Source organism: Dermatophilus congolensis (assembly GCF_900187045.1).
GTDB classification, from domain to species: Bacteria; Actinomycetota; Actinomycetes; order Actinomycetales; family Dermatophilaceae; genus Dermatophilus; species Dermatophilus congolensis.
Genome location: NZ_LT906453.1, coordinates 943883 through 970060, shown reverse-complemented (window position 1 = coordinate 970060; position 26178 = coordinate 943883). Strand labels below are relative to the sequence as shown.

The following is a 26178-nucleotide window of genomic DNA, read 5'->3' as shown; positions in this document are numbered from 1 at the left end:
TGGTCCTTTCGTAAACCCGGAGAAAAAGTCAGCTCGCAGCGACAACATCCACGAAAGCCTGCTCGAGCACATCAAGCCCCTCACGCAGCAGATCCTCACCAATCACCAGCGGGGGCAGGAACCGCAACACATTCCCGTACGTGCCAGCCGTGAGAGTGACCACCCCCGCAGCGTGACAAGCAGCACTAATACGTTTCGTGACCTGCGGGTCAGGAGTCTTCGTTCCAGGTTTAACGATCTCGAGGGCCATCATCGCCCCCCGACCACGAATGTCACCGATAACGCCACAACCAGCAGCAATACCCTCCAAACGCTCCTGCAGAATCGACCCAATACGGCGAGCCCGCCCAGCCAAATCCTCCTCACGCATCGTGGCAACCGCCCCCAACGCCGCCGCACACGCAACCGGATTACCGCCGTACGTGCCACCCAAACCACCCGCATGCACCGCATCCATGATCTCTGCACGCCCCGTCACCGCCGACAACGGCAAACCACCCGCAATGCCCTTAGCCGTCGTGATCAGATCCGGCACTACCTGCTCAGCCTGGCAGGCAAACCAATCACCCGTACGGCAAAAACCGGTCTGCACCTCATCAGCAACAAACACCACACCGTGCTGCTTGCACCACTGCGCGATCCTGGCCAGCCACCCTGGCGGCGGCACAATAAAACCGCCCTCACCCTGAATCGGCTCAATCACCACCGCCGCCACATTCGACTCACCCACCTGCGCATGCACCGCAGACTCAAACGCCTCAAACGCGTCCTGCACCATCGACTCCGCAGGCCCCGGCCACCGATACGGATACGCCATCGGCATCCGATACACCTCACCGGCAAACGGCCCAAACCCCTGCTTGTACGGCATATTCTTCGCCGTCAACGCCATCGTCAGATTCGTGCGTCCGTGATACGCGTGATCAAACACAACCACCGCATCCCTACCGGTAAACACCCGCGCAATCTTGACCGCGTTCTCCACCGCCTCAGCACCGGAATTAAACAAAGCACTACGTTTGGGATGGCTACCCGGGGTGACCTCATTCAACATCTCACACACCTGCGTATACGCCTCATACGGCGTCACCATGAAACACGTGTGCGTAAACCGCTCCAACTGCTCAGCAGCCGCAGCAACCACCCGCGCATCAGCATTACCAACAGAAGTCACCGCGATCCCAGCCCCAAAATCGATCAGATGATTACCATCCACATCGACCAACACCCCACCACCGGCACGCTCCACATACACCGGCAACCCAACCCCCACCCCCGAAGACACAGCAGCACACGTCCGCTCATGCAACTGCCGACTACGCGGCCCCGGCACCTCCGTCACAAGACGGCGCTCCTGAACAACTTCCGATGAAAAACGGGGCTGGCTGGTCAACGGTCCTCCTCAACAAGACACACCGCGAGCCACCCGCCAACGGGCGACACCGCGACAACTGTGGCGCAGTCCCCCCACTCTCATACCCGCACCCGAAATCTGTCCGATGAATTCCCGCACCGTTGTTAAACAATTCGTAAAAAAATTCAGCACAGCCACAAAATCACCCCCAACCCAACAACCCAACACCGCCTGTCCACCACGACGAACCACCCCGCCAGACGTAGCGTCAACACATGCGCATCTTCCCCACGGTCCCCGCCCCCGCACCAACGACCGTCGATGCCGTCCTCGCCGCCGCACACGGACCCGACATCATCAACGACAGCCTCACCATCGCCACCCACCTATCCCCCATCGCCAACACCCTGGGCAACGACACCCTCGCCTACTTCAACCAACTCGCCCACATCGCAGCCCTCGACCTCACCGTCGCACGCACCATCGAACCCCACCTCGACGCCCTCACCATCCTCACCCAAGCCAACCCCGTCGACCTAAGCAGAATCACCGTCGACCACAACTCCACCTGGGGAGTCTTCGCCGCCAACACCCCCGGCCACGGCCTCCACGCCCACCCAAGCCCTCACGGCCCCACCATCTCCGGCACCAAAACCTGGTGCTCCCTCGCCGACCACCTCACCCACGCCCTCGTCACCGCAACCAACCCCGACAACACCACCAGCCTCTACGCCATCGCTCTCACCGACGGCATCACCATCGACTCCCACGACTGGGCAGCACGCGGCCTCACCCACATCACCACCTCCACCATCACCTGCACCGACGTACCCGCCATCCCCATCGGCCCACCCAACTGGTACCTCGAACGCCCCGGATTCACCTGGGGCGGCATCGCCGTCGCCGCGATCTGGTACGGCGCCGCCCGCGCAATCGCCCAACAGCTCTACCACCACAACCCCCACCGCGAACCAGACCAAATCGCCCTAGCCGCAATCGGCCACACCGACATCGAACTCGAAAACGCACGCCACGCCCTCGAAATCGCCGCAACCCTCATCGACACCGGCCACGCCACCGGAAAACACGGCACCATCCTGGCCCTACGCACCCGCTCCATCGTCGCCGCAGCCGCCGAACACACCATCACCCACGTCGGCCACGCCACCGGCCCAGCACCCCTAACCCTGAACAAAACCCACGCCCGCCGCGTCGCCGACCTCACCGTCTACCTCAGACAACACCACGCCCAACGCGACCACGCCACCCTCGGCAAACACCTCCTCAACACCACCAACACACCATGAACACCACCCCCACCTTCCACCACACCGACCCTGGCACCCCCGAACACACCTGGCTCCAAGACCCCCGCTGGGACCACACCCCCACCCTGAACACCACCACCCTGTTCAACAACCACACCCACCTACTCGTCGCCTCAGCCCACCCCGACGACGAAACCCTCGGCGCCGGCCTACTCATCCAAGAAGCCCACCGCGCCGGCCTACACATCACCATCCTCGTCGCCACCAACGGCGAAGCCTCCCACCCCCACTCCCCCACTTGGACAGCAAACATGCTCTCCACCACCCGCCACAACGAACTACACGAAGCCATCAATACCCTCGCCCCCGGCGCCACCATCACCCACCTCAACCTCCCCGACTCCAAACTCGCCAACCACCACAACCACCTCACCCACACCCTGACCACCACAACCAACAAACACACCATCCTCCTAGCCCCCTACCCCAAAGACGGCCACACCGACCACGACACCCTCGGCGCCGCCGCCCACACCGCCGCCACCACCACCGGCGCACTCCTCATGCACTACCCCCTCTGGCTCTGGCACTGGGGCACCCCCAACGACCTGCCCTGGAACAACACCATCACCCTGCCCGCAACACCCCACACCCTCACCACCAAAAAAACTGCACTCGCCAAACACCGCACCCAAACCCAACCCCTAAGCCCCCTACCCGGCGACGAACCCATCATCACCCCCAACGTCACCACCCGAGCCCACCGCCTCATCGAAACATTCATCCTCACCACCCCCACCCACACCACTGACCTAGCCACACCCCCCACACCTCCAGACCCCACCCCCTTCACCACCATGTACACCCACAACAACGACCCCTGGAACTTCGAAAACTCCTACTACGAAACCCGCAAACGCGCCCTCCTCACCGCAATCCTGCGCCAACCCACCCACAACGCCACCCTCGAAATCGGCTGCGCCGACGGCCGCCTCACCGAAGAACTCGCCAAACACACCCACACCATCACCGGTATCGACATCAACCCAACCGCCATCAACATCGCCCAACAACGAGGCATCCCCGCAGCCACCTTCATCACCGGAGCCACCCCATACGACCTACCCGAAGGCCCCTACGACCTCATCATCAACTCCGAAATCGGCTACTACCTCACCCCCCACGACTGGCTCGCCACCCTGCGCCACTGCCGCCGCATCCTCACCGAAGGCGGCCAACTCATCCTCGCCCACTGGCAACACCCCACCACCAACATCCCCCTCGACGGCCCCCACATCCACGCCCAAGCCGCCCCCCTGCTCGACCTACCCCACACCGCCCATTACCGCGACGCCGACCTCACCATCGACATCTACGGCGGCCCCACCTCCATCGCAAAACAGGAAAACAGATGACGCCCCGACACGTCATCGTCGCCATCCCCGCACACAACGAACAAGACCACCTACCCCGCTGCCTCACCCACCTCACCAAAGCCACCACCCAAGCACACACCCACACCGGAATCACCTGCACCACCGTCATCGCCCTCGACGGATGCACCGACACCACCCCCACCATCGCCCGCTCCTACGGCGCACTCACCACCACCCTCAACGCACACAACGTCGGCGCCGCCCGCCACAGCGCCATCTGCACCGCCATCGCCACCCTCGACCCACACCTCCTAGCCGCCCCCGAACACATCTGGATCGCCAACACCGACGCCGACACCCTCGTCCCACCGCACTGGATACGCGCACAACTCACCCTCGCCAGCAACGGAGCCGACCTCATCACCGGCACCGTCGAACCCACCCCCCACACCAACCCCACCCTCCTCAACACCTGGCACGCCCAACACAACCTCACCGAAACCCACCCCTACATCCACGGCGCAAACCTCGGAATCCGCGCCTCCACCTACCTACAACTAGGAGGATTCCCCACCATCACACTCCACGAAGACAGCACCCTCGTCGAACACGCCCGCACCGCAGGAGCCCACATCATCTCCACCGACACCACCCGCGTACGCACCTCCAGCCGCCTGCACAGCAAAGTCGACGCAGGATTCGCCGGATACCTACGAAACATCACCACCAGCTAGCCACACAGAAAAAGAGGCCGTGCGAAGACAAACTCCACACGACCCCTTTTCACCTCACCCATCAAGCATGCGCAACAGGTGCCTCACTGGTGTACTCCCCTAAAAGAGGCGCCTTCGCACAGGCCTGACGAACCACATCAGCGAACGCATCCACATCCTGCGGTGCCGTATCGAACGAACACATCCACCGCACCTCACGACGCGCCGGATCCCAGTCATAGAAGGCGTACTGCTCACGCGCCACATCAGCCACCCCCTCAGGCAAAATCGCAAAAACACCATTGGCCTTGGTTTCCTGAGTGAACATCACTCCCGGAACCCCCTCCAACGCAGCCCGCAAACGCGCAGCCATCGCATTAGCATGCCGCGCACTACGCAGCCACAAATCACCCTCAAACAACGCAACAAGCTGCGCAGACACAAAACGCATCTTGCTCGCCAACTGCATGTCCGCCTTGCGGTTGTACCGCAAGGCATCCTTAACACCAGGCAGCTTGTCAGGATCAAAAACAACAATCGCCTCAGCGCCCAAAGCACCATTCTTCGTGCCACCAAGACTCAGAATGTCCACACCGGCATCCACCGTGAACGCCCGCAAATCCACCCCCAACGACGCCGCAGCATTAGACAGTCGAGCACCATCCATATGCAGCATCATGCCCAGCTCATGCGCACGATCCGCGAGAGCACGAACCTCCTCAACTGCATAAATCGTGCCCAACTCAGTGGACTGCGTAATCGAGACTGCAGCTGGTTGAGCACGATGCTCATCACCAAAACCCCATGCCTCGGTATCGAGCAACGCAGGCGTGAGCTTGCCATCAGGAGTGTCCACCGAATAGATCTTGAAACCACCAACCCGCTCCGGCGCACCCCCCTCATCAACATTGATATGCCCCGTACGAGCACACACCACAGCACCCCACCGAGGAAGAACTGACTGCAAAGCAGTCACATTGGCACCTGTGCCGTTAAACACTGGGAACGCCTGCGCTTTAGCGCCAAAATGGCTACGAATTACCTCTTGCAACCGTTGGGTATACACATCTGAGCCGTAAGCGGATTGGTGACCACCATTAGCTGCAGCAATCGCGTCCAAAATTTCTGGGTGCACACCTGAATAGTTATCGGAGGCAAAGCCACGGCGGTTGATGTCGTGAAGTGGTTTAGCGGTGGAGGTCATGTCCTCACTGTTCCTCGTGAGTAGTAGGTGTGTGGCTCAGAAGTGTCAGAAGACGTTGCGCCACGTCCGTGACGTCGCTGTACCGCGAGTAGTCCTTATCGGGGTTGGCTGCACGGTCTGCTTCAGTCACTAGGGCCATGACTCGCTCAACATGGGCTACGCCTTGCTTCTCGCGCAGAGCGTGCCCCACGCAGGCGAGCCACGTCTCTGCTGCTGCTTTGGTGGCTAGATAGTTCGCGTTCCCGGCGGTGCAGCGCTCCAGACCGGTAGTGGAAACGATGGCGACTCGAGGTGCAGCCGCGTTGAGCAGAGCTGGTAAGAAAGCACGAGTCGAGTTACGCAGTGTGGTGACAATCCTAGATTCGAGGAAGCGGTAGTCCTCATCGGTTTGTCCGGCTAGTCCTTTGCCACCGCGCCACCCGCCGATGAGGTGAAACAACGCGTCCACGGGGCCGTCGGCAGTGACGGATTCGGCGAGTTTATGGGTGGCGTTCGGGTCGGTGAGATCACAGGCGTGGGTTTGTAGTCCCTGTTCTAGCTCCACTGCGCTGTGGTGGACAGCAACGACGTCGTGGCCTGCATGGATCAGGGCAGCGCAGGTCGCGCGGCCCAGCGGCCCGGCTGCTCCGGTGACAACGACTCTCATGCTGCTTCTCCTGTGATGCCTTTAGTCGAGGCGATCACATCGCGCACCTTTTTTTCGTATGCCTCGAAGAACATAGACAGGGGGAATTCGTCATCGAGTACGGCGTCGGTGAGTTCGCGGGGTGTGCCGTTTAAGGGCAAGTCCCGTGTGGCCCATTTGCTGGCTACGTGGGGTTCAAGCACTGAGGCGACGAGGTCGTAGGCAGCGAACCAGTGGTTCACTTTGGGGCGGTCGATGGACTGCCAGTACAAGTCGTTGACTGCATCGCCTAGTTCGTTGACCATGTCGGGGACTCTGTCCCAGTCGAAGGTCAGTTTGGTGTCGGTCCAGTGCAGGACACCTTTGCGGTGGAGCCAGGCGAACAGGAGTTGTCCGCCCAGACCGTCGTAGTTGCGGTTTCGTCCCCCGGTGACAGTGAAACGGAAGATGCGGTCGAAGATCACTGCGTATTGGACTAGGCGCGCGTGCCGTGCCAGGGAACGTTGTTCATCGGAGACGTCTGGGGAGGCAGCGATGATGCGTTCGATGCGTAGTGCCTCCCGGAAGGCGGTCAGGTCGCATCTGAGTTCTTCTAGCGAGTAGAGGAAGTAGGGCATTCGCTGTTTGATCATGAATGGGTCGAAGGGGAGGTCGCCGCGCATATGGGTGCGGTCGTGGATGAGGTCCCACATGACGAATGTTTCTTCGGTGAGGCGTTGATCGTCGAGGAATGCGCGTGCTTCTTCGGGTGGGTCTAGTGATGTGATTTCGCATGCGGCAGCGAGGACTTTGCGGAATCGTGCGGCTTCCCGGTCAGCGAATATTCCGCCCCAGGTGAATTGGGGGATGGCTCGTACTGCGACGGTTTCTGGAAATAGCACTGCTGAGTTGGTGTCGTATCCGGCAGTGAAGTCAATGAAACGGATAGGGACAAAAGCTGCGTTGGTGTAGTCGCCTGCTTCGAGGGCAGCGACAAAGTCGGGCCAGATCACTTGGATGAGTACTGCTTCGAGGTGGCGTTCGCTGCTGCCGTTTTGGGTGTACATCGGGAAAACGACGAGGTGTACGAGCCCGTCAACTCGGTGCAGTTCTGGGTGGAACGCGACGAGTGAGTCGAGGAAGTCAGGCACGGTGAATCCGTTGTTGGCCCACGTGTGTAGGTCGCTTCTGACTGCGGTGAGGTAGTCGGCGTCGTGGGGCAGCAGGGGCGCTAGTTCTTCGATGCCTTGAGTGATGTGGGTGATGAGTTCGCGTGCTTTTGCGTGTTCGGTGGCTTCTGTGATGGATCCGTCGGAGCTTTGCAGGGCCTGGATGCTGGTTGCGGCCTCACGGATGCTGATCCACGCGGGATGAGCTCGTAGTTTTTCGATCTCGGCGTGAGTCATCGCGGTGCCGGTGGCGTCTTTGACAGCGGCGGAAGTGGTGGTCATGCAACGACTATGACTCTCGCGCATAGCAATAACAAGAGAAAATGCCGGAGCGGCGTCGTTCATTTAACGGAAGTCAGAACCGCTGTCTGAACGGTTCTTTGCGGGGTCTCTTGGTTTGGTTCGGTGCTGTCCAGGGGGTGGGTGGAGGGCACAAAAGGCAGGGCTAGTTCCTCAAGCGCAGGGCTGGGGTTTATGCGTCGAGTCGATAGCCCAGGCCTGGTTCGGTGATGAGGTAGCGCGGCTGGCTGGGGATGGGTTCGAGTTTGCGTCGCAGCTGGTTGGCGTAAACGCGCAGGTAGTTTGATTCACGACTGTATTTGGGTCCCCATACTTCGTGGAGGAGGTCTGTGTGGGGCACGAGTCGGCCGCGGTGGCGTGCGAGTGCGGTCAACAGGCGCCATTCGGTGGGGGTGAGGTGGATGCAGGTGCCGTCGGTGAGGGTGGCGCGGCGTTCTTGGAGGTCGAGGGTGAAGTGGGGGGTGTGTACCGGTGGTGTGGGGTCGTCGGTGTCGTTTGCGCTGCGGCGCATGGCTGCGCGTATGCGGGCCATGAATTCGTCCATGCCGAAGGGTTTGGTGACGTAGTCGTCGGCGCCGAGGTCGAGTGCTTCGACTTTGTCGTCGGCTTCGTGTCGGGCGGAGAGCACGACAACGGGGACGGAGCTGTTTTCGCGCAGGCGGCGTAGTACGTCGACGCCGTCGATGTCGGGCAGGCCTAGGTCGAGGACGATGAGGTCGGGGGTTTCTTCTTCGGCTGCGCTGAGGGCGGTTCTGCCGTCTGCGGCGATGATGACGTGGTAGCCGCGGGCGTTGAGGTTGATGCGTAGGGTGCGGGCGATGGCGGGTTCGTCGTCGACGACGAGGATGCGTGGGGTGTTCGCTGGTGGGGTCATGGTTGTGAGCCTGTCGCAGCCGGTGGTGGCGGGGTGGTGTTTGGGGCGGTGGTGGGTAGATCGATGGTCATGGTGAGTCCGCCGCCGGGGGTTGGGTCGGCGGTGATGGTTGCGCCCATGGTTTCGGCTAGGCCGCGGGCTACGGCTAGGCCGAGTCCAACTCCGTCGCCGGAGGGGGCGTCGCCGCGGCGTTGGAAGGGGGCGAAGATGCGTTCGAGGTCTTCGGTGGGTACGCCGGGGCCGGTGTCGACGACGCGGATTTGGGTTCGTTGTGCGATGACGCCGATGTCGGCGGTGACGTCGTGGCCTGGTGGGGAGTAATGCAGGGCGTTTTCGAGGAGGTTAGCTAGGCAGCGGTCGAGCAACCCAGGGTCGGCCCATCCTGGTGTGGGGGTGGTGGTGTGGATGTGGATGCGGTGGGGTTCGCTGGTTGCGGCGGCGCAGGTGCGGGCTTCTTCGGTGATGTCGAGGGCGCGGCAGCGGGGTTTGACGACGCCGGTTTGGAGTCGGGAGGCGTCCAGGAGGTTACCGACGAGGGTGTTGAGGCGGTCTGCGGAGTCTTCAATGGCGGCGAGGAGTTCGGCTTGGTCTTCGGGGGTGAATTGGACGTCGGTGGAGCGCAGGCTGCTGACTGCTGCTTTGACTGCGGCAAGTGGGGTGCGTAGGTCGTGGGAGACGGCTGACAGGAGGGCGGTGCGGGCGCGGTTGTCGCTGGCTAGGGAGGCTGCGGTGGCGGCTTCGGCTTGGAGGGCGCGGCGGGTCAGGACTGCGTAGGCGTGGGATGCGTATGCGGAGACTAGTGATTGGTCGGTGCTGGCTAGGACGGGGCCGATGAGGACGAGTTCGGTGTTTTCGTCGATTTTTTCGCGGACTGCAGCGTTGTGGAGGTGGTTGGGGTTGTAGTTGTTTGTTGCGGCGAGGGTGGTGGGGGTGGTGGTTTCTGGGTTGTGTCGAATGATGGCGGCGGCGTGCATGTCGAACATGTCGAGGCATTCGTGGACGAGGAAGTCCAGGGGGTCGGGTGCGGCGAGCATGGCGTGGGATGCGCGGGTGAGTGATGCGGCTTCGCGTTCGGCGGCGCGGGCTTGGCTGGCGCGGCGGGCGCTGAGGTGGACGGCAGAGGAGACAGCGGCGGCGACGAGGACGAAAACGATGAGGGCGACGACGTTTTGCGGGTCAGCGATGGTGAAGGTGTGGATGGGGCGGGCGAAGAACCAGTTGAGGGTGAGGGATCCGACGATGGCGGTGAATAGGGCGGGGCCGAGTCCGCCGATGAGGGCTGATAGGACGGTCAGGGCGAGGTAGAGCAGGACGTCTAGGGGTAGGTCGTGGTGGTTGCGAGTTGCGGTCAGGAGGGTGGTGAGTAGGGCTATGCCTGCGGTGCCGATGGTGAATCCGGTGATGCGGCGGGTTCGGCTCAGGGTTGCGCGGGTGGGTAGGTAGGTGCGGCTTGGGTGGGCGTGGTCGTGGTTGACCATGTGGATGTCGATTTCGTCGGCGTGAGTGACGACGGTTTCGCCGACGCCGGGGTCGAAGAGTCGGCTCAGGCGGGAGCGTCGGCTTGTTCCGATGACGATTTGGCTGGCGTTGACGCTGCGTGCGAAGTCGAGCAGGGCGGTGGCGATGTCGTCGCCGCTGACGGTGTGGAAGGTGGCGCCGAGGTCGGCGGTGAGGCGTTGTTGTGCTGCGACGGATGCGAAGTCGGCGCTGGTGAGGCCGTCGCTGGTGGTGACGTAGACGGCGTGGACTTCGCTGCCCGCGCCGCGGGAGGCGATGCGGGTGGCGCGGCGGAGGAGTTGTTCGCCTTCGGGGCCGCCGGTCAGGCCGACGACGATGCGTTCTCGTGCTGGCCAGGGGGCATTGATGCCGCGGTTGGCGCGGTATTTCTGGAGGGTTTCGTCGACGCGGTCGGCTAGCCATAGGAGGGCTAGTTCTCGTAGGGCGGCGAGGTTGCCGGGGCGGAAGTAGCTGGCCAGGGCGGCGTCGACGCGTTCGGGGCGGTAGACGTTGCCGTGGGCGAGTCGGCGGCGGAGGGATTCGGGTGACATGTCGACCAGTTCGATTTGGTCGGCGCTGCGTACAACGTGGTCGGGGACGGTTTCTTGTTGGCGTACGCCGGTTATGGCTAGGACGGCGTCGTTGAGGGATTCGAGGTGTTGGATGTTGACGGTGGAGATGACGTCGATGCCGGCTTGGAGGAGGGTTTCGATGTCTTCGTAGCGGCGGCGGTGTGGGGATCCGGGGATGCAGGTGTGGGCGAGTTCGTCGACGAGAACGACGTCGGGGTTGCGGCGCAGGACGGCGTCGACGTCGAGGTCGGTGAGGGTGGTGCCGCGGTGGGTGCGGGTGATGCGGGGGATTGTTTCTAGTCCGTGCAGCATTTTGGTTGTGTAGCTGCGGTCGTGTGTTTCGACGATTCCGATGACGACGTCGGTGCCGCGTTCGGCTCGTCGGTGGCCTTCGCCGAGCATGGCGACGGTTTTGCCGACTCCGGGGGCGGCGCCGAGGTAGATCCGTAATCGTCCTTTGCGCACGAGTTCATTGTCGCCCGTGGTGGGGTGTGGTGGGGGTGTGTTGTGCATGAGTGTTGGGTGTGTTTTTAGTGGTGGGTGTGGGCGAGGTCGGCGTTGAGTTCGGTGACGTTGACGCGGGGTTGGCCGAGGAATCCGAGGGTGCGTCCTTGGGTGTGGTGGTTGATGAGTGTGTGGATGTCGGTGAGGGGGATGCCGCGGGTTTGGGCGATGCGGGGTGCTTGCCAGTGTGCGTATTCGGGGCTGATGTGGGGGTCTAGGCCGGAGCCGCTGGCGGTGAGGGCGTCGGTGGGGATGGGTGTGGTGGCGTGGGGGTTGGCGGCGGTGAGGGTGGCGCGGCGGTGGTTGATGGTGTTCAGGTGTGTGGTGCTGGTGGGGCTGAGGTTGTCTGATCCGGAGGTGTTTGCGGCGTAGTTGGAGGTTGAGGGGCGGGGGGTGAACCATTCGGGGCCGCTGGTGGGTTGGCCTAGCAGGGTCGATCCGATGGTTTTTCCGTGGGTGTCGTGGATGAGGGAGCCGTTGGCTTGGGTGGGGGCGATGAGTTGGGCTAGGCCGGTAAATGTCAGTGGCCAGGCGAGGCCGAGGGTGAGGGTGAGCAGGGTGAGGGCTTTGATGGCGGCGGTGGTTTGTCGGGTGAGTGTGTGCATGTCAGGCCAATCCGGGTAGCTGGGAGACGAGTAGGTCGATGAGTTTGATGCCGATGAATGGGGTGATGATTCCGCCGATGCCGTAGAGGGTGATGTTGCGGCGTAGGAGGGCTTGGGCGTTGAGGGCGCGGTAGGTGACGCCTTTGAGGGCTAGTGGGATGAGGGCGACGATGATGAGGGCGTTGAAGATGACTGCGGAGAGCATGGCGGTGTGTGCGCTGTGTAGGTGCATGATGTCCAGCACGGCTAGTCCGGGGTAGACGCTGGTGAACATGGCGGGGATGATCGCGAAGTATTTGGCGACGTCGTTGGCGATGGAGAAGGTGGTTAGGGCGCCGCGGGTGATGAGTAGTTGTTTGCCGATGCTGACGATGTCGATGAGTTTGGTTGGGTCGGAGTCGAGGTCGACCATGTTTCCGGCTTCTTTGGCGGCGGAGGTGCCGGTGTTCATTGCGACACCGACGTCTGCTTGGGCTAGGGCGGGGGCGTCGTTGGTGCCGTCGCCGGTCATGGCTACGAGTTGTCCTGCGTGTTGTTCTTTGGTGATGAGGGCGAGTTTGTCTTCGGGGGTTGCTTCGGCGAGGAAGTCGTCGACGCCTGCTTCTTTGGCGATGGCTTGGGCGGTGAGGTGGTTGTCGCCGGTGATCATGACGGTACGGATTCCCATGCGGCGTAGTTGTTCGAATCGTTCACGCATGCCGGGTTTGACGATGTCTTTGAGGTGGATGACGCCGAGGATGCGGCGGTGGGGGGTGTTGTTGTGTGGGGTTTGGGTGGCGATGACTAGGGGGGTCCCTCCGGCGGCGGAGATGTTGTTGACGGTGGCTTCGAGGTTGTCGGGGATGGTGTCTGCGGTGGCACGTACCCAGGCGGTGATTGCGGTGGCGGCGCCTTTGTAGACGGCGCGCCCGTCGGGGAATTGCACTCCTGACATGCGGGTTTGTGCCGTGAATGGGATGAATTCGGCGCCGTTGTTGGTGGCGGTTGTGCGGGTTTGGGTGGCGGTGTCGGTGGTGTGGCTGTTGATGAGGTCGATGATGGAGCGGCCTTCGGGGGTTTCGTCGGCTAGTGAGGACAACAGCGCGGCGTCGCGGACGTCTTCGTCGCTGACTGCGGTGGCGGGCAGGATTTCTACGGCGCGGCGGTTTCCGAAGGTGATGGTTCCGGTTTTGTCCAGGAGCAGGGTGTTGACGTCGCCTGCTGCTTCGACGGCGCGGCCGGAGGTGGCCAGGACGTTGCGTTGGACGAGTCGATCCATCCCGGCGATGCCGATGGCCGATAGTAGGGCCCCGATGGTGGTGGGGATGAGGCAGACGAGCAGGGCGACCAGGGTGATGATTGAGACGGTGAGTCCAGAGTAGGCGGCCAGGGGCGCCAGGGCGGTGACGGCGAGTAGGAAGATCACTGTCAGGGTGGTGAGCAGGATTCCCAGGGCGATTTCGTTGGGGGTTTTTTGTCGTTGGGCGCCTTCGACCAGGGCGATCATGCGGTCGATGAAGCTTTCGCCGGGTTTGCTGGTGACGCGGACGATGATCCGGTCTGATAGGACGGTGGTTCCGCCGGTGACGGCGCATCTGTCGCCGCCTGATTCGCGGATGACGGGGGCGGATTCGCCGGTGATGGCGGATTCGTCGACTGTGGCGACTCCTTCGATGATGTCGCCGTCGGCGGGGATGACGCTGTGGGGGCCGGGTTCGACGATGACATGGTCACCGATGGTGAGTGTGGTTGAGGGTGTTTGTGTGGTGGTTCCGTCGGGGTTGAGCAGCAGGGCGGTGGTGGTGGTTTTGGTGGCGCGCAGGCTGGCTGCTTGGGCTTTTCCGCGGCCTTCGGCGATGGCTTCGGCAAGGTTGGCGAAGATGAGGGTGGCCCACAGCCAGGCTGTGACGCAGATGGAGAAGGTGTTTGGGTCGAGGGCAGTGAAGATGGTGGTCAGGACTGATCCGACCCATACGACGAAGAGGACGGGGGTTTTGACGGTGTAGCGGGGGTCAAGCTTGGCTAGTGCTTGGGGCAGGCTGTTCCAGGCGATGCGCCCGAGCGAGGGTGTGGTGGTCACGGTGTCTCCGTTGTGGGGTGGTGGTGTTGGGGTGGGATAGGCGGCGGTCATAGCGTGGCTTCTGCGATGGGGCCTAGTGCCAGGGCTGGGAAGAAGGTCAGTCCGGCGACGATGATCGCGGTGGCCAGGAGCAGCCCGGCGAATAGGGGTGTGTGGGTGGGCATGGTTCCGGCGGTGATGGCGCGGCGGGGTTGGGCTGCTAGGGATCCGGCGAGGGCGAGGACGAGCACGATGGGCAGGAATCTGCCGATGAGCATGGTCAGGGCGAGGGTGAGGTTGTACCAGGGGGTGTCGGCGTTGAGTCCGGCGAAGGCGCTGCCGTTGTTGTTGGCGGCGGAGGTGTAGGCGTACATGATTTCGCTGAGCCCGTGAGGTCCGGTGTTGGTCAGGCTGGTCAGGGCTTGGGGTAGGAGTGCGGCGGTGGCGGTGCCGGTGAGAACCAGGGCGGGCATGACGAGGATGAATAAGGCCGCGCAGGTGATTTCACGGCGGCTGATCTGTTTGCCGAGTAGTTCGGGGGTGCGTCCGACCATGAGCCCGGCGAGGAAAACGGTGATGATGACGAGGATGAGGGCGCTGTAAAGGCCGGTGCCGACGCCGCCGGGGCTGATTTCGCCCAGCAGCATGTTGAGCATGTAGGTGCCTCCAGCCAGTGGGCTGGCGGAGTCGTGCATGGAGTTGACGGCACCGGTGGAGGTACCGGTGGTGGCTGCGGAGAACAGCACTGATCCGGGCACTCCGAAGCGCAGTTCTTTGCCTGCGAGCGCTCCTTGTGCGGTGGTGGCCAAGGTGAGTTCGGCGGTGAGGGCTGCTGCCCAGGTCAGGGTGGACAGGGTGGCCATGAGGGCGAGGACGACGTGGCCTTGTCGGCGGTCTGCGACGAGGATTCCGTAGGTGCGGGGTAGGGCGAATGGAATGAGCAGGATGAGGACGATTTCGATGAGGTTGGTGGTGGGGGTGGGGTTTTCGAAGGGGTGGGCGGAGTTGGCGTTAAAGAATCCGCCGCCGTTGGTGCCGAGGAGTTTGATGGCTTCTTGGGAAGCTACTGGTCCGGCGGGCAGGGTTTGTTGGGTGCCGGTGATGGTGGTGATGGTGTGGGGCTCGGTGAGGTTTGGGATGACTCCGCCGGCTAGGAGAAGCAGCGCAGCGATGGCGGTCAGGGGTAGCAGGATGCGGAAGATGCTTCGGGTGAGGTCGACCCAGAAGTTGCCGATGCGGTCGGTGTCGTGGCGGGCCAGGCCTCGGATGAGGGCGATGGCTACGGCTAGTCCGACTGCGGCGGAGAGGAAGTTTTGGACAGTGAGTCCGAGCATTTGGACTAGGTGGGTGGCGCCGTTTTCGCCGCTGTAGCTTTGCCAGTTTGTGTTGGTGACGAAGGAGATGGCGGTGTTGAGGGCGCCGTCGATGCTTTGGTGGCGGCCGTCGGCGAATGGGAGTGTGTCTTGAGCGAGGATGAGTCCCCACAAGGTGAGGATGCTGACTGCTGAGAAGCTCAGGACAGCGGTGGTGTAGGTGGTCCAGTGCTGTTGTGATTCGGGGTCTACTCCCACGATCCGGTAGCAGAAGCGTTCTACGCCTAGGTGTTTTTCTGTGGTGAAAACATGGGCTATGTAGGTGCCTAGGGGGATGTGAGTGGTGGCCAGGATGAGCGCCACGCACGCGAATGTGGCTGCTGCGCTGGTGAGGTCGCTCATGAGAATCGCTCCGGCCGGATGAGCGCATATAACAGGTATCCCAGGAGTGCGAGGGCAAGCAGGCCCGCGGCGGCGTAATCAATCACGGTGTTAGTTGACGTGCGCCGGTGGGTGGGGGTGGTTGGTGTTGATGCGGGGTTGATGGATCTTGACGTGTTTTTAATGCGGTGGGTGGCTTGGGGGTGCTCGCATCAGTTTTTTGGCAATGATGTCCAGGGTTTCCTCAGCTGATTTTGTGGTGTTTGATTTATCCCACTTTTGTGGATTGTTGTTTTGCTCACCAGTCCCCCTGGCCGCAGCTGCCGTCAACGGCATACCTATTTGACGCTGTCGCTGCTCGAAAATGGCCAGCGCATCCCACCCAGCTGCCCGTCGCAAAGAGCCTTCCTAGGCCCTGCAGGGGCTCTTGGGGTTCACCCACCCTGCATGCCTGGACCGCCCACCTGTTGCCACCATGAGGGATCATTTCGTCCACATAGGGATCACTTGTGTATTGAAGTGAACTGAGGCGCATTCCGCGCCACATCACGAACCCCCCTCACTCGGAGGTCGCATGTCGCACAGCCATCAAGATCGTCTGCATTCAGAACAAATCGGATATCAGCAGACCCTCGGACGCCGTCACGTCCAGATGATCGCCCTCGGAGGCGCCATCGGCACTGGCCTCTTCCTCGGTTCCGCCTCCCGCCTGCACAGCACCGGACCAGCACTGCTGTTCAGCTACGCCTTCGTGGGCATCGTTGCCTACTTCCTTATGCGTTCCTTGGGCGAGCTTGTCCTGCACCGCGCCACTTCTGGTGCCTTCGTGTCGTACATGCGGGAGTTCTTCGGCGAAAAATGGGCCTTCATCACCGGCTGGATTTATTGGCTTCACTGGTGCTTGACCGGTATCGCTGAACTCTCTGCCGTGGCCTTGTACATCAAGCACTGGTGGCCGGATGTTCCTGCCTGGCTGACTGTCCTCATCAGCCTGGCTGTGGTGCTCATCATTAACTTGCTCTCGGCTCGCGCATTTGGTGAGTTCGAGTTCTGGGCTTCCTTGCTCAAGGTCGCCGCTATCGTCCTGTTCCTCGTGGTCGGTGTGGTGATGGTGCTCTTCCAGCTACGCATTGGCGACCATCAGGCAGGCATCAGCAACCTGTGGAGCAACCCTGGCGGTTTCTGGCCTACCGAAGCGCCTTACAACTGGTACGGCCCCATCCTGGTGATGTCCGGTGTTGTCTTCGCTTACGCCTCCATCGAAATGGTGGGTATCGCTGCTGGTGAGATGCAGAACCCTGAACGCGAAGTCCCCAAGGCTGTCAATGCCGTCATCATGCGTATCGCTGTTTTCTACTGCGGTTCCATCCTGCTGCTCGCATCGATGCTGCCCACCAGCCAATACACCGCAGGTACCAGCCCCTTCGTGACCATCTTCGACACGATGGGCTTCCACTGGATGGGTTCTGCTATCCAGGCCGTGCTCATCATCGCCGCGATGTCCAGCCTCAACTCCGGCCTCTACACCACCGGCCGAGTGTTGCGCAGCATGGGTATGGCTAGCCAGGCCCCGTTCTTCACTACCCGCATGAGCCGCGCCGGGGTCCCCTGGGCCGGGATCCTTTTGACCAGTGCCGTATTGCTCATGGGCGCTGTGTTGAACGCCCTGGCCCCAGACGCCTTCGAAATCGCCCTCGAATGCTCCGCTATCTGTGAGCTTTTCGTGTGGGGAACGATTTTCGCCTGCCAGCTGCGCCTGCGCCAGCTCGTCAACAAAGGCGTCATCCCTGCTGGCCCGTTCCAAGCCCCCGGGTACCCCTGGACCAGCTGGTTCGGTTTGGCGTTCTTGGTGTTCGTCATCATCGGCATGTCTATCTCGGGCTGGAAGTCTTCCCCTGACTTCTGGCACAAAACCGACTTCGTTGTTGTCATCATCGGTATCCCAGTGTTGGCGCTGATCATCGCGCTCGGATGGCGTATCGTGCGCCCAGCCGTGGAGAAAAACACTGGTGGACGCCTTGCCGCCGTCTGGTCCGATAACGGCCTGACGTACCCTGACACCAACCCCGACGTTGCCGACGCGCTGGCCTCGGGCACCACCAACAACGATACGAAACCTGACACCACCGCAGGGAAGTAATCCATGGCAGCCTCCGCCGCTGAGAACACATCCGTTGCCGATCTCGAAGCGCTCCTAGCCGACGTCTCACCATTCTCGGCCCTGCCTTCGAAAAACCGCACCCGGATGGCGGAGGCTGCCGAGATCACCATCTATCAACCCGGTGATCTCATTCTCGACGGGTTCCACCACCCAGCCACCGGTGTCTATCTCGTCATGAAGGGCAAGGTGGGGATTTGGCAAGAGGTCCAGGCCCACGGACACCCCGATGACACTCTGCGCACCGGGGGGTTCTGCGGATTCTCTGCCATGCTCACTGGCCGCACCGTCGGCCCTCGCGCACGTGCCTTAACTAAAGCCACTGTCGCTTTCATCCCCCGGCACGCCTCCAGCGAAGCCTTCCTCACTCCTGAAGGCGCACAATTCATCACCAACCATCTACTGACTTTGGCGGAGAAAACACGCCAACTTCCTGGGTTCGCCACCACCGGAAGCCTCATCGACCAGTCCCCCACCGTGGTTGATGACACGGTCCCGCTCGTGGATGTTGCCCGGGAACTCACCCAACGACGCCAGCCTGGGGTTGTTGTCCGCCGCGCCGACGGCACTTTCGGGCTCGTCACCGACGGGTCGATACGCCGCTGCGTCTTAGCTGAGGGGCTACCTGTCACCGCCACTGCCGGCCAGGCGCTTGCCCGCGATGTGCCCACTGTGCAGATCGGTGATTCTGCCGGGGAATCATTGACCCAAATCCTCACCGCCAAAACTGAAGCCGCCATCGTCACCGATAAATTCGGAGAGCTACGCGGCGTGGTGGGTCTGCGCGAGTTCAGCCTCAGCCCCACCACCGCTGATGTTGCGTTGCACGAGCAGCTACGGCTGGCCGCCTCACGCGAGGAACTCATCCAACGTTCCCGCCAAACCCCAGCAGTGCTTTCCAGTCTGCTTTCGCAAGGACTAGCTGGCGCCCAAGTTATCCGCGTCCACTCCGGTTTCGGAGACGCGATCGTGCGTCGCGCGCTAGAGCTATGCCTCGAAGAACACCCTGACCTGTCTATGGATGGGTTCACGTGGCTCACACTGGGCAGCAACGGCCGCCGCGAAACTGCGCTCTCTTCTGACTTGGAAAGCGCAGTCGTGTTCCTCGACGACACCGACCTGACCACACGGCGGCGGTATCGGGCTCTTTTCGCTGACGTCGAATCTTTGCTTGAACAGGCCGGTTTCGCTGGCGACGACAACGGTGTCAGCGCCCGCCGCGACATCATGTCGCGCACCGCCAGCGCGTGGCAACGCGCCACCAAAGCATGGCTGGCCTCACCACATGAAAACCAAGGCGCCATCATGATCTCTTTGTTCCTGGACAGCAGAGCTGTCTTTGGTGATGTCGCCACGGCCGCTGCCAGTTTTGACCTGCACCAGCTGCGCAGCCACCCCGCCACCCTGCGGCTGCTTTTGGGAGATGCGCTCAGCCAGCGCCCGCACGCCCGCCGTCACGCTCCCGTCTTCCGGCGAGAGGCAACATTCGACATCAAAAAAGATGCCCTGCGCCCACTAGTGAACCTCGCCCGCTGGCTCGGTTTAGCGATGCAATCCACCGAACTGTCTACCGCCGATCGGCTCCGCGCCGCCGAAGAATCTTTCCTACTGGCACCAGGACAGGGCACTCTGCTCGCCGAAGGGTTCGACGTCCTCCAACGCGTGCGGTTACGCAGCCAAATCGCGCAGGTACAGGCAGGTAAACCCCCCACCAACACCATGCGCATGTCTTCTATGTCACCGTTTGACCGCAGCGTTTTGGCCGAGGTGGTCCACGAAATCATTGTGGCGCAGCGCCGACTGGCCAATGTGGCTGCCTGGTCTGACACGGATGACTGGCGCCCCTCACCTGAACGAAGCTGACGATGCACCACGTCGTCATCGGAGATGTAGGCGGACACCTCGACACCCTCGTGAAGGAACTGACCCGCCTTGGTGTCGACCCGCACACTGCCACCATTCCCGCCGGCTTGAGCATCGTGCAGGTGGGAGACCTCATTCACCGCGGCCCAGATTCTGAAGACGTCATCGCTCTGGTCGGCCGTTTGATGGAAGCCAACCCGGGGCGATGGACCCAGCTTGCAGGCAACCACGAAGCCCAATATCTACGGCCGCCCGTTTTCAAATGGCGTGACTGGATCTGCCCAGCAGCTGCAGACACTCTGCGCAGCTGGTGGGCCAGTGGACTGTTAAAGGTCGCTGCCGCTATCCCCACAGCAGGGCGCGACATCCTCGTCACCCATGCTGGACTCACTGAAGGGTATTGGCGCACAGACTTGGGGTCGCCGATGACCGCTGCCGCGGCCGCAGCCCTTTTGAACCAATCCGCGCGCGATAACTTTGCATGTCTATTCCGTCCCGGTGTCATGCTCACTGGCCGCGTGGACCTAACTGCTGGGCCGTTGTGGGCCGAAGCTGGCAGGGAACTCATCACTAGTTGGGAGGGAAACCAGATGCCCTTCAGCCAGATACACGGGCACTCTTCTCTCATTGACTGGGATGGGGGCGCGTGGCGTGCGCACAAAGAGATCGTTGCGCGTACCTTGCTTGACCTGGCTGCCTGCCACGAAACCACCTTGATGGCAAGCGGATTCATCATCGGCATTGACCCCCAGCACGGGGCTACTCCCAGACAACGCTGGCATGCCTGGGAGTTACCCACCACACCGCAGTAGCCCCTGTTGCTTTGCGGGCCGACCTGTAGTGGTTAGCGGTAGCGGACTCACCGTATTGAGCGGCGTAGCGCAGCAAGCCAAGCGCGGTAGGCAACACCGCTGAGGAGCGCGCTCGCTGCGAGGGTCGCTGCCACCGGCAGCGCAGATGTTGCGGTAACCGGCCATCCCAATACACCAATCACCCACAGAGGTGTCTGCGCAATACCGGACCCTCCAAAGACAAGACTGATGACAGCCACAACGAGAAGCACACCGATCGCCGCTGCAGCGCTGAACCTCGTAGCAAGCCACGAACTGACAAAGAAAACAGCCGCACCAACCGCGTAGATCAACACAGCCACCCGGATAGCCGCAATAGCGCTACCACCTGTCGCGATGACAATCACGGCCACCCACGCAACGATTAGTCCAATTAGCAGCAACGCCATCCGCGCCATCACCTGCCCCTGGTGGGCAAGATCTGCACGCAACATAGCGATACGACGTCCTGGAGCCTCAGCGGTTTCGATGAGGCAAGCGCATATGCAACATCCGAATGGAACAACAAGCCACGTGGCTAGCCCAATAACGAAACCGGGTGACCAGATCCACCCTGCTGCGGCAATCACCAGCAAAGTCATTCCTGTCAAAGGCGCGATGCCTGTCCCCCGCCATACGATGTGGTGGGCCTTGCTGATCACATCCGGGCCACGTTGCACTGGTGTGTGGGCCGCCGGTACAGCCGCGTGCACGCTGTGCAGTTGGGAGGATTTCCTAGGTAACCGTGCGCTCAGCCCTGGCCGTTGTTGTACCCAACTGTGGGCGCGCAGGGCAGAGAAGAACAGAGCTGCTGCTGCCACTACAGCTGAGGCAATAGCTGACAACCAGGGGTTCCACTCCCATATAGGAGAGTTCGTTTCGAGGGCTATGCCGTTAGCGTGGACGCCGAGCAAGGGCTGAGCCGCGTGGACACCCCATGTCCACGGCTGCGCCCACCACGTCGCTGTCTCGGACTTCAACGTGCCGACCACTTGCCAGACCATCATGAGGGAAATGGTCGGCAGCATTCCAACAACGCGAGACATCGCGAACCCGACCATCAGTGGTAGCAGCGATGTCGCCCAAAACACCAACCACAGGGAAAGCATCCGAGTGATAGGTGGATCGCTCAGCCCACCGGCCCAGCCGATCAGCAGTAGTGGGAGTGTCAAAGGCGCGTGGAAAAGAAGAGACTGCCACGCAAGCACAAGGCCTCGGCAGAAGGTAGCCATCGGGGCGCTCAGAGGACGCATCCAGGTGCCGCCCTCGCGTGCTCTTTTTTCTCGAGAAACTGTGACCGCGGCAAGGAGAGCAACGATGGGTGCCAGCAGAGCAGTGGCGTACATGGTTTGCCACCCGAAGAGACCGTTCCAGTCGGGGATAGCCCGGGTAGCAACAAACCTCCACCCCATTGCTTGCAGCACAGCGATCGCGGCACCTGCGAGCGCGAACCGTGATGAGGCGCTGGATTTGGTGCGGGTTAGTTCGGCGCGAATAGCTTGCTGGAAAGTGATGTGCTGGGTTGGTGTCGCGGCGGTGTTGGCGATGCTCATCGCTGGCTCCCGGTGGTTGCTGCGAGGTAGGCAGCTTCGAGGTCTCCCTGGGCGAAATCGTTAAGTGGGCCTTCGTAGAGGAGTCGTCCGTGGGCTAATACACCGATGTCATCTGCAAGGCGGACTACTTCGCCGAGTTGGTGTGAGCTGATCAGGATTGTTCGTCCTTGTGCAGCTAGACCTCGGATCATGTCGCGTAGTTCGATGATTCCTTCAGGGTCCAGTCCGTTTTGTGGCTCATCGAGGATGAGTATCTGCGGGTCTGTGAGCAGGGCGATCGCTAATGCCAGACGGGCTTTCATGCCGGTGGAGAAGGTTTTTGTTTTTGCTTTTCCTGTGGTGGCTAGGCCGACATGGGCCAGGACTTCGTTGATGCGGGTGTCGTTGATTCCGGTGAGGTGGGCGTGGACGCGGAGGTTGTCTTTGGCGCTGAGGTGCCCGTAGAGGGCGGGGCCGTCGATGCTTGCTCCTACGTGTGCCAGGGCGTTGCGGGTCAATGGGTTTCCTAGCAGGTAGGTTTGCCCGCAGTCGGGGGTAGCTAGGCCCAGCATGATTTTTAGGCTTGTTGATTTTCCGGCGCCGTTGCGGCCTAGTAGTGCGTAGACGCGTCCTGCGGTGACGGTGAGGTCTAGTCCGTCTAGGACTCGGTGGGTGCCGAAGGTTTTCGTGATTCCTCGGCATCCGAAGGCGATGTTGGTGGTGGTTTCTGTCATGCCTTCAGCGTGCGTTGATGCAGGTCACCTGGTCTTCCTGCTACGGCATGGTTTGTGGGGTGGTGGGCTCCTCCTGTGGGAGGAGTTATCGGATCGGTACGGTTCCTGGTGATCCGGTCAGGCCAACACTGTGGGCGAGGATGACCAGGGCGACGCGGTCGCGGGCGTTGAGTTTGAGCAGCAGGTTGCCTACGTGTGTTTTTACGGTGGTGTGGGCGATGAATAGTTCGCTGGCGATCTCGGTGTTGGTCAGGCCTTGGGCGATGAGTCGTAGTACGTCGATTTCGCGTGGGGTCAGGGCGGCGATGCAGGTGTGTTGTTCGTTGTTTGTTGGGGTGTTGATGGGTGTGTGGAGGGCGGCGAGCAGGGCTGGTGTTGCTTGGGTGGCGATGACTGCTTCTCCTCGATGCACGGTGCGGATTGCTTCGAGGACTTCGGTGGGTTCGGCGTCTTTGAGGAGGAAGCCGCGTGCTCCTGCGCTGATTGCGGCCAGGACGAGTTCGTCGATGTTAAAGGTGGTGAGGATGAGGACGTTGACGTGTTTTATTGCGCGGGCCAGGATGCGGCGGGTCGCTTCGACACCATCGAGGTGTGGCATTCGGATGTCCATGAGGACGACGTCGACGGTGGTGGTTTCAAGCAGTTCGACTGCTGCGGCGCCGTCGGTGGCTGTGCCGACGATGTGCATGTCAGGTTGATTGTCGATTAGTGCTGAGAATGCGGAGACAAGCAGGGGTTGGTCGTCGACGACGGCGACGCGGATTGGTTCGCTCATGTGAGCTCCCGGGGGTGAGCGAGGTGCGGGGTGTTTTCGTGTGTGAGCGGGATGGTGATGTTGAGGTTGAAGCCTTCGCTGCTGGGGGCGGCTTTTATTGTTCCGTTCAGTAGGGCTACACGTTCGGCTAGGCCTATGAGGCCGAATCCACTGGAGTCGCCTTGGCTGATGGTGTCGTTGGTCAGGCGTAGGTGGCAGGTGTTGTTTTCTTCGGTGATGCTCAGCTGTGCGTGGGGGGTTGTTCCGCCGTGTTTGATGACGTTGCTGATGCCTTCTTGCACAGCGCGTATGAGTGCCAGTCGCGCTGCTGCTGGCCAGCGGTTTTGCCAGTCGGCCAGTGTTGTTGGATCTAGGTTGTGTTCGAGGGTGACGCCTGTTTTTTGGGCTTCTTCGGTGAGTGTGATGAGGCGGTGTAGGTCGCCGGAGACTTCGTTGTCTTGTTTTTCTCTGAGCACTTTGACCAAGGAGCGCATCTGGGTGATGGCGTCTTTGCTGGCGTCTTTGATGGTGGTGAGGGATTGGTGCATCTGGTTTTCGGTGCCGATGGCTAGTGCGGTGGCAGCTTGGACGTTCACGACGGCGAGGCTGTGGGCGACGATGTCGTGGATTTCTCTGGCGATGCGGGCGCGTTCGTCGGTTTGGGCTTGTTGCACGCGGCGGTCCAGGTCGCGGCGGTGTTGTTCTTCAGCGCGGCGCAGTTCGGTGGTGTAGGCCAGTTCTGTGCGTCTGCGTCCTGCGGCCCATAGGTAGGTGCCGACCATGCACAGGATGAGCAGGGGTATTGCTGCTTTGTTGTTTCCCCCGGGTAGGTGTTCGAGTGGACTGATGAAGGAGCCGGCTATTCCTAGGAGTAGTGCGGTGGCGCTCCACGCTGGTGGGTCGTGGCGGGCGACTTTGTAAAGGGACAGCGGGGCGCAGAGGATGAGTGGGCTGACTCCGAGGTTGATTGGTGCGAGCCACATGAGGGTGGCCATTGCTGCCAGGAGGGCGTATGTGGCGATGAATGAGCTTCGCCGTGTGGTGGTGCGGGTGGCCAGGGTTGTGGTTAGTCCGATGTGGATGAGGGCGAAGGCGATGGCGTACCAGGTGGGGGTTTGGATGGCCACGGTGGTATAGATCCCGGTGACCAGAGTTGCTCCTGTGGTCAGGAGGATGTCGACGGTTGGTGGTCTGGTCACGGTTTGATCGTAGGCAAGCGGCTGGGTGGCGTCCTCCTTCTTGGGAAGGATTCGTTTGGGTGTTCCAGGTGGTGCTGCCGTGTCGGTGTGCCTGCGGTGTTGGCAGGCACACCGTGATGCATGTGGGTGTGAGGGTGGTTTTTGGCTATGCCTGGGGGGCGGGTTCGGGTGCCGCGGTGAAGGGAATGACTTTGGCGTCTTCGGTTTCGATGACTGGGGCAGCGATTGGCTCGGGGTCTGGGGCAAGTGATGCTGCGGCGTCGAGGTCGGCGAATAGTTCGCTCAGTGGTTTGGTTTCTGACAGGACTGAGCCGATTACTTCGTGGTTGGTGGTGGTGTTTTCTTCTTCGTCGAGCTGGGGCATGAGGGCGTGGAGGATGTCGGCGGTGGTGACGACTTGGCCGCAGCTGCTGGCAACGGAGCGTGCTGCCATTTCGTGTTCTTCGCGGCTGTGGTCGGCCATTGCGTCGGCAACGAAGAAGGGCTGGAGTTTTTCGGCGGAGGCGACTAGCGCGGTGGCTAGGCAGTTAACGTGGGCGTAGATGCCAGTGATGATGAGTTGGTCACGGCCTTCTTGGCGCATCCGTTCACGTAGTTCGGAGTCGTGGAAGTCTGAGTACTGCCATTTTGTCAGGACGGTGTCGTTTTCTTCCGGGGCTAGGTGGTCAAGGATGTCGGCACCGTCGAGGTCGTCGTCGTGGGGTTCTTCGGGGTCTTCGGGGTGGGTTTCTTCTTCACCGTTGTCGGTGGCTGGTGGTGTTTCGTCGTGGCTGGCGCCTAGTACGGGGCCGATGTTGTCGAGTTCCTCTTCGCTGGTTTCTTCTTCGTTGCTGCTCCCAGCGTCGGTGATGTGCTCTTCAGCTGCTTCGCTTTCTGGTGCGGGCTGGTCAGCAGCGTCTTGGTCATCGGTGTTTTCGGCGGTAGAGGGTTCTTCGTCACCGGTTTCTGCCTGCTCGACGTCTTCCTGCTCGACGTCGGCTGTGTCAGCTTCGTCGGTTGGGGCGATGGCTTCGTCGGTGGTGTCTTCGTCATCGTTGGCGTACGGGTCTTGGGCGGTGTAGATGACGGGGATTTCGTGCTCGCGTGCGATGTCGAGCAGGTCGATGATGCGGGCGGTGGCGATGGAGGCTTGGCCGCCGGGTTCGAAGGCATCGATGTAGTGGCGCTGCATGTCGTGGATAAGCAGGACGGCCCGTTCGGGGTCCACTTTCCAGTTGGTGCCGTTCAGGGCTAGGGCGGTGCGGGAGTCATAGGAGTATCGAGCGATTTTGGGCAGGGGCACAGGTGCACCTTTCGATGGGGAGAGAAAGAAGGAGAGAGGGCTTGCACGGGAGTC

Annotated in this window: 21 protein-coding genes; 6 read left to right on the top strand and 15 right to left on the bottom strand. The window is 61.6% G+C overall.

Features of this window, described 5'->3' with window-relative positions; translation table 11 throughout:
* Positions 1–28: 28 nt before the first annotated feature.
* Positions 29–1393, bottom strand: a complete 1365-nt coding sequence (gene gabT, locus CKV89_RS04150; protein WP_028327172.1) for a 4-aminobutyrate--2-oxoglutarate transaminase — start codon at positions 1391–1393, stop codon at positions 29–31.
* 236 nt (positions 1394–1629) lie between these two features.
* Here gabT and CKV89_RS04145 point away from each other — a divergent pair, with 236 nt between their 5' ends.
* From CKV89_RS04145 to CKV89_RS04135, 3 genes are read left to right on the top strand one after another with little or no spacing between them, the layout of a single operon-like run.
* Positions 1630–2661, top strand: a complete 1032-nt coding sequence (locus CKV89_RS04145) for an acyl-CoA dehydrogenase family protein (RefSeq protein WP_051277500.1) — start codon at positions 1630–1632, stop codon at positions 2659–2661.
* The gene (locus CKV89_RS04140; RefSeq protein WP_028327173.1) at positions 2658–4037 is read left to right on the top strand and encodes a bifunctional PIG-L family deacetylase/class I SAM-dependent methyltransferase; all 1380 of its coding nucleotides are present in this window, start codon (positions 2658–2660) and stop codon (positions 4035–4037) included. Before CKV89_RS04145 ends, CKV89_RS04140 begins: the two co-directional genes overlap by 4 nt.
* The gene (locus tag CKV89_RS04135) at positions 4034–4732 is read left to right on the top strand and encodes a glycosyltransferase (RefSeq protein WP_028327174.1); all 699 of its coding nucleotides are present in this window, start codon (positions 4034–4036) and stop codon (positions 4730–4732) included. Before CKV89_RS04140 ends, CKV89_RS04135 begins: the two co-directional genes overlap by 4 nt.
* Before the next feature lie 61 nt (positions 4733–4793).
* On the opposite strand, the gene CKV89_RS04130 is transcribed toward CKV89_RS04135, so the two are convergent.
* The 9 genes from CKV89_RS04130 to kdpF form a co-directional block, all read right to left on the bottom strand.
* On the bottom strand, positions 4794–5915 hold the full coding sequence (locus tag CKV89_RS04130; RefSeq protein WP_051277501.1) for a threonine aldolase family protein: 1122 nt from the start codon (positions 5913–5915) through the stop codon (positions 4794–4796).
* Between the two features lie 4 nt (positions 5916–5919).
* Positions 5920–6561, bottom strand: coding sequence for an SDR family NAD(P)-dependent oxidoreductase (locus tag CKV89_RS04125; protein WP_028327175.1), 642 nt, complete (start codon positions 6559–6561; stop codon positions 5920–5922).
* Complete coding sequence (locus tag CKV89_RS04120; RefSeq protein ID WP_407919580.1) at positions 6558–7970, bottom strand: DUF6421 family protein; 1413 nt, start codon at positions 7968–7970, stop codon at positions 6558–6560. The genes CKV89_RS04125 and CKV89_RS04120 overlap by 4 nt, the downstream gene beginning before the upstream one ends.
* A 190-nt stretch (positions 7971–8160) precedes the next feature.
* Entirely contained in the window at positions 8161–8862 is a 702-nt protein-coding gene (locus CKV89_RS04115; protein WP_028327177.1) for a response regulator transcription factor, read from the bottom strand.
* A complete protein-coding gene (locus tag CKV89_RS04110; RefSeq protein ID WP_084440996.1) occupies positions 8859–11444 on the bottom strand; it encodes an ATP-binding protein in 2586 nt (861 codons plus the stop codon). The genes CKV89_RS04115 and CKV89_RS04110 overlap by 4 nt, the downstream gene beginning before the upstream one ends.
* Positions 11445–11461: 17 nt before the next feature.
* Positions 11462–12040, bottom strand: coding sequence for a potassium-transporting ATPase subunit KdpC (kdpC, locus tag CKV89_RS04105; RefSeq protein WP_028327179.1), 579 nt, complete (start codon positions 12038–12040; stop codon positions 11462–11464).
* Between the two features lies 1 nt (position 12041).
* The gene (gene kdpB, locus CKV89_RS04100) at positions 12042–14150 is read right to left on the bottom strand and encodes a potassium-transporting ATPase subunit KdpB (protein WP_034400969.1); all 2109 of its coding nucleotides are present in this window, start codon (positions 14148–14150) and stop codon (positions 12042–12044) included.
* Entirely contained in the window at positions 14147–15793 is a 1647-nt protein-coding gene (gene kdpA, locus CKV89_RS04095) for a potassium-transporting ATPase subunit KdpA (RefSeq protein WP_028327180.1), read from the bottom strand. Before kdpA ends, kdpB begins: the two co-directional genes overlap by 4 nt.
* Positions 15790–15879, bottom strand: coding sequence for a K(+)-transporting ATPase subunit F (gene kdpF, locus CKV89_RS12690; RefSeq protein WP_115029224.1), 90 nt, complete (start codon positions 15877–15879; stop codon positions 15790–15792). The genes kdpA and kdpF overlap by 4 nt, the downstream gene beginning before the upstream one ends.
* Positions 15880–16346: 467 nt before the next feature.
* Between kdpF and CKV89_RS04085 the strand changes: the two genes are divergently transcribed.
* The 3 genes from CKV89_RS04085 to CKV89_RS04075 are packed head-to-tail and all read left to right on the top strand — an operon-like array spanning position 16347 to position 20605.
* Complete coding sequence (locus CKV89_RS04085; protein WP_034400971.1) at positions 16347–17912, top strand: amino acid permease; 1566 nt, start codon at positions 16347–16349, stop codon at positions 17910–17912.
* Positions 17913–17915: 3 nt separating this feature from the next.
* Positions 17916–19793, top strand: a complete 1878-nt coding sequence (locus CKV89_RS04080) for a putative nucleotidyltransferase substrate binding domain-containing protein (protein ID WP_051277502.1) — start codon at positions 17916–17918, stop codon at positions 19791–19793.
* 2 nt (positions 19794–19795) lie between these two features.
* On the top strand, positions 19796–20605 hold the full coding sequence (locus CKV89_RS04075) for a metallophosphoesterase (protein WP_028327181.1): 810 nt from the start codon (positions 19796–19798) through the stop codon (positions 20603–20605).
* A gap of 47 nt (positions 20606–20652) precedes the next feature.
* Here the strand turns inward: CKV89_RS04075 and CKV89_RS04070 are convergent, their stop codons facing one another.
* From CKV89_RS04070 to CKV89_RS04050, 5 genes are all read right to left on the bottom strand, one after another.
* Positions 20653–22176 carry an ABC-2 family transporter permease gene (locus tag CKV89_RS04070; protein WP_028327182.1) on the bottom strand — a complete coding sequence of 508 codons (1524 nt, stop codon included), beginning with the start codon at positions 22174–22176 and terminating at the stop codon, positions 20653–20655.
* On the bottom strand, positions 22173–22889 hold the full coding sequence (locus CKV89_RS04065; RefSeq protein WP_051277503.1) for an ATP-binding cassette domain-containing protein: 717 nt from the start codon (positions 22887–22889) through the stop codon (positions 22173–22175). Before CKV89_RS04065 ends, CKV89_RS04070 begins: the two co-directional genes overlap by 4 nt.
* A gap of 85 nt (positions 22890–22974) precedes the next feature.
* Positions 22975–23664 (bottom strand): response regulator, encoded by a 690-nt coding sequence (locus CKV89_RS04060; RefSeq protein WP_028327184.1) that lies wholly within the window; start codon positions 23662–23664, stop codon positions 22975–22977.
* On the bottom strand, positions 23661–24842 hold the full coding sequence (locus tag CKV89_RS04055) for a sensor histidine kinase (protein ID WP_028327185.1): 1182 nt from the start codon (positions 24840–24842) through the stop codon (positions 23661–23663). Before CKV89_RS04055 ends, CKV89_RS04060 begins: the two co-directional genes overlap by 4 nt.
* Before the next feature lie 145 nt (positions 24843–24987).
* Positions 24988–26124: an isochorismatase family protein gene (locus tag CKV89_RS04050; RefSeq protein ID WP_051277504.1), complete on the bottom strand. Its 1137-nt coding sequence runs from the start codon at positions 26122–26124 to the stop codon at positions 24988–24990.
* Positions 26125–26178 lie beyond the last annotated feature (54 nt).

Coding starts and splice junctions, on each gene's coding strand:
- CKV89_RS04145 (WP_051277500.1), top strand. CDS start 1,630: ATGCGCATCTTCCCCACGGTCCCCGCCCCCGCACCAACGACCGTCGAT.
- CKV89_RS04140 (WP_028327173.1), top strand. CDS start 2,658: ATGAACACCACCCCCACCTTCCACCACACCGACCCTGGCACCCCCGAA.
- CKV89_RS04135 (WP_028327174.1), top strand. CDS start 4,034: ATGACGCCCCGACACGTCATCGTCGCCATCCCCGCACACAACGAACAA.
- CKV89_RS04130 (WP_051277501.1), bottom strand. CDS start 5,915: ATGACCTCCACCGCTAAACCACTTCACGACATCAACCGCCGTGGCTTT.
- CKV89_RS04125 (WP_028327175.1), bottom strand. CDS start 6,561: ATGAGAGTCGTTGTCACCGGAGCAGCCGGGCCGCTGGGCCGCGCGACC.
- CKV89_RS04120 (WP_407919580.1), bottom strand. CDS start 7,970: ATGACCACCACTTCCGCCGCTGTCAAAGACGCCACCGGCACCGCGATG.
- CKV89_RS04115 (WP_028327177.1), bottom strand. CDS start 8,862: ATGACCCCACCAGCGAACACCCCACGCATCCTCGTCGTCGACGACGAA.
- CKV89_RS04110 (WP_084440996.1), bottom strand. CDS start 11,444: ATGCACAACACACCCCCACCACACCCCACCACGGGCGACAATGAACTC.
- kdpC (WP_028327179.1), bottom strand. CDS start 12,040: ATGCACACACTCACCCGACAAACCACCGCCGCCATCAAAGCCCTCACC.
- kdpB (WP_034400969.1), bottom strand. CDS start 14,150: ATGACCGCCGCCTATCCCACCCCAACACCACCACCCCACAACGGAGAC.
- kdpA (WP_028327180.1), bottom strand. CDS start 15,793: ATGAGCGACCTCACCAGCGCAGCAGCCACATTCGCGTGCGTGGCGCTC.
- CKV89_RS04085 (WP_034400971.1), top strand. CDS start 16,347: ATGTCGCACAGCCATCAAGATCGTCTGCATTCAGAACAAATCGGATAT.
- CKV89_RS04080 (WP_051277502.1), top strand. CDS start 17,916: ATGGCAGCCTCCGCCGCTGAGAACACATCCGTTGCCGATCTCGAAGCG.
- CKV89_RS04075 (WP_028327181.1), top strand. CDS start 19,796: ATGCACCACGTCGTCATCGGAGATGTAGGCGGACACCTCGACACCCTC.
- CKV89_RS04070 (WP_028327182.1), bottom strand. CDS start 22,176: ATGAGCATCGCCAACACCGCCGCGACACCAACCCAGCACATCACTTTC.
- CKV89_RS04065 (WP_051277503.1), bottom strand. CDS start 22,889: ATGACAGAAACCACCACCAACATCGCCTTCGGATGCCGAGGAATCACG.
- CKV89_RS04060 (WP_028327184.1), bottom strand. CDS start 23,664: ATGAGCGAACCAATCCGCGTCGCCGTCGTCGACGACCAACCCCTGCTT.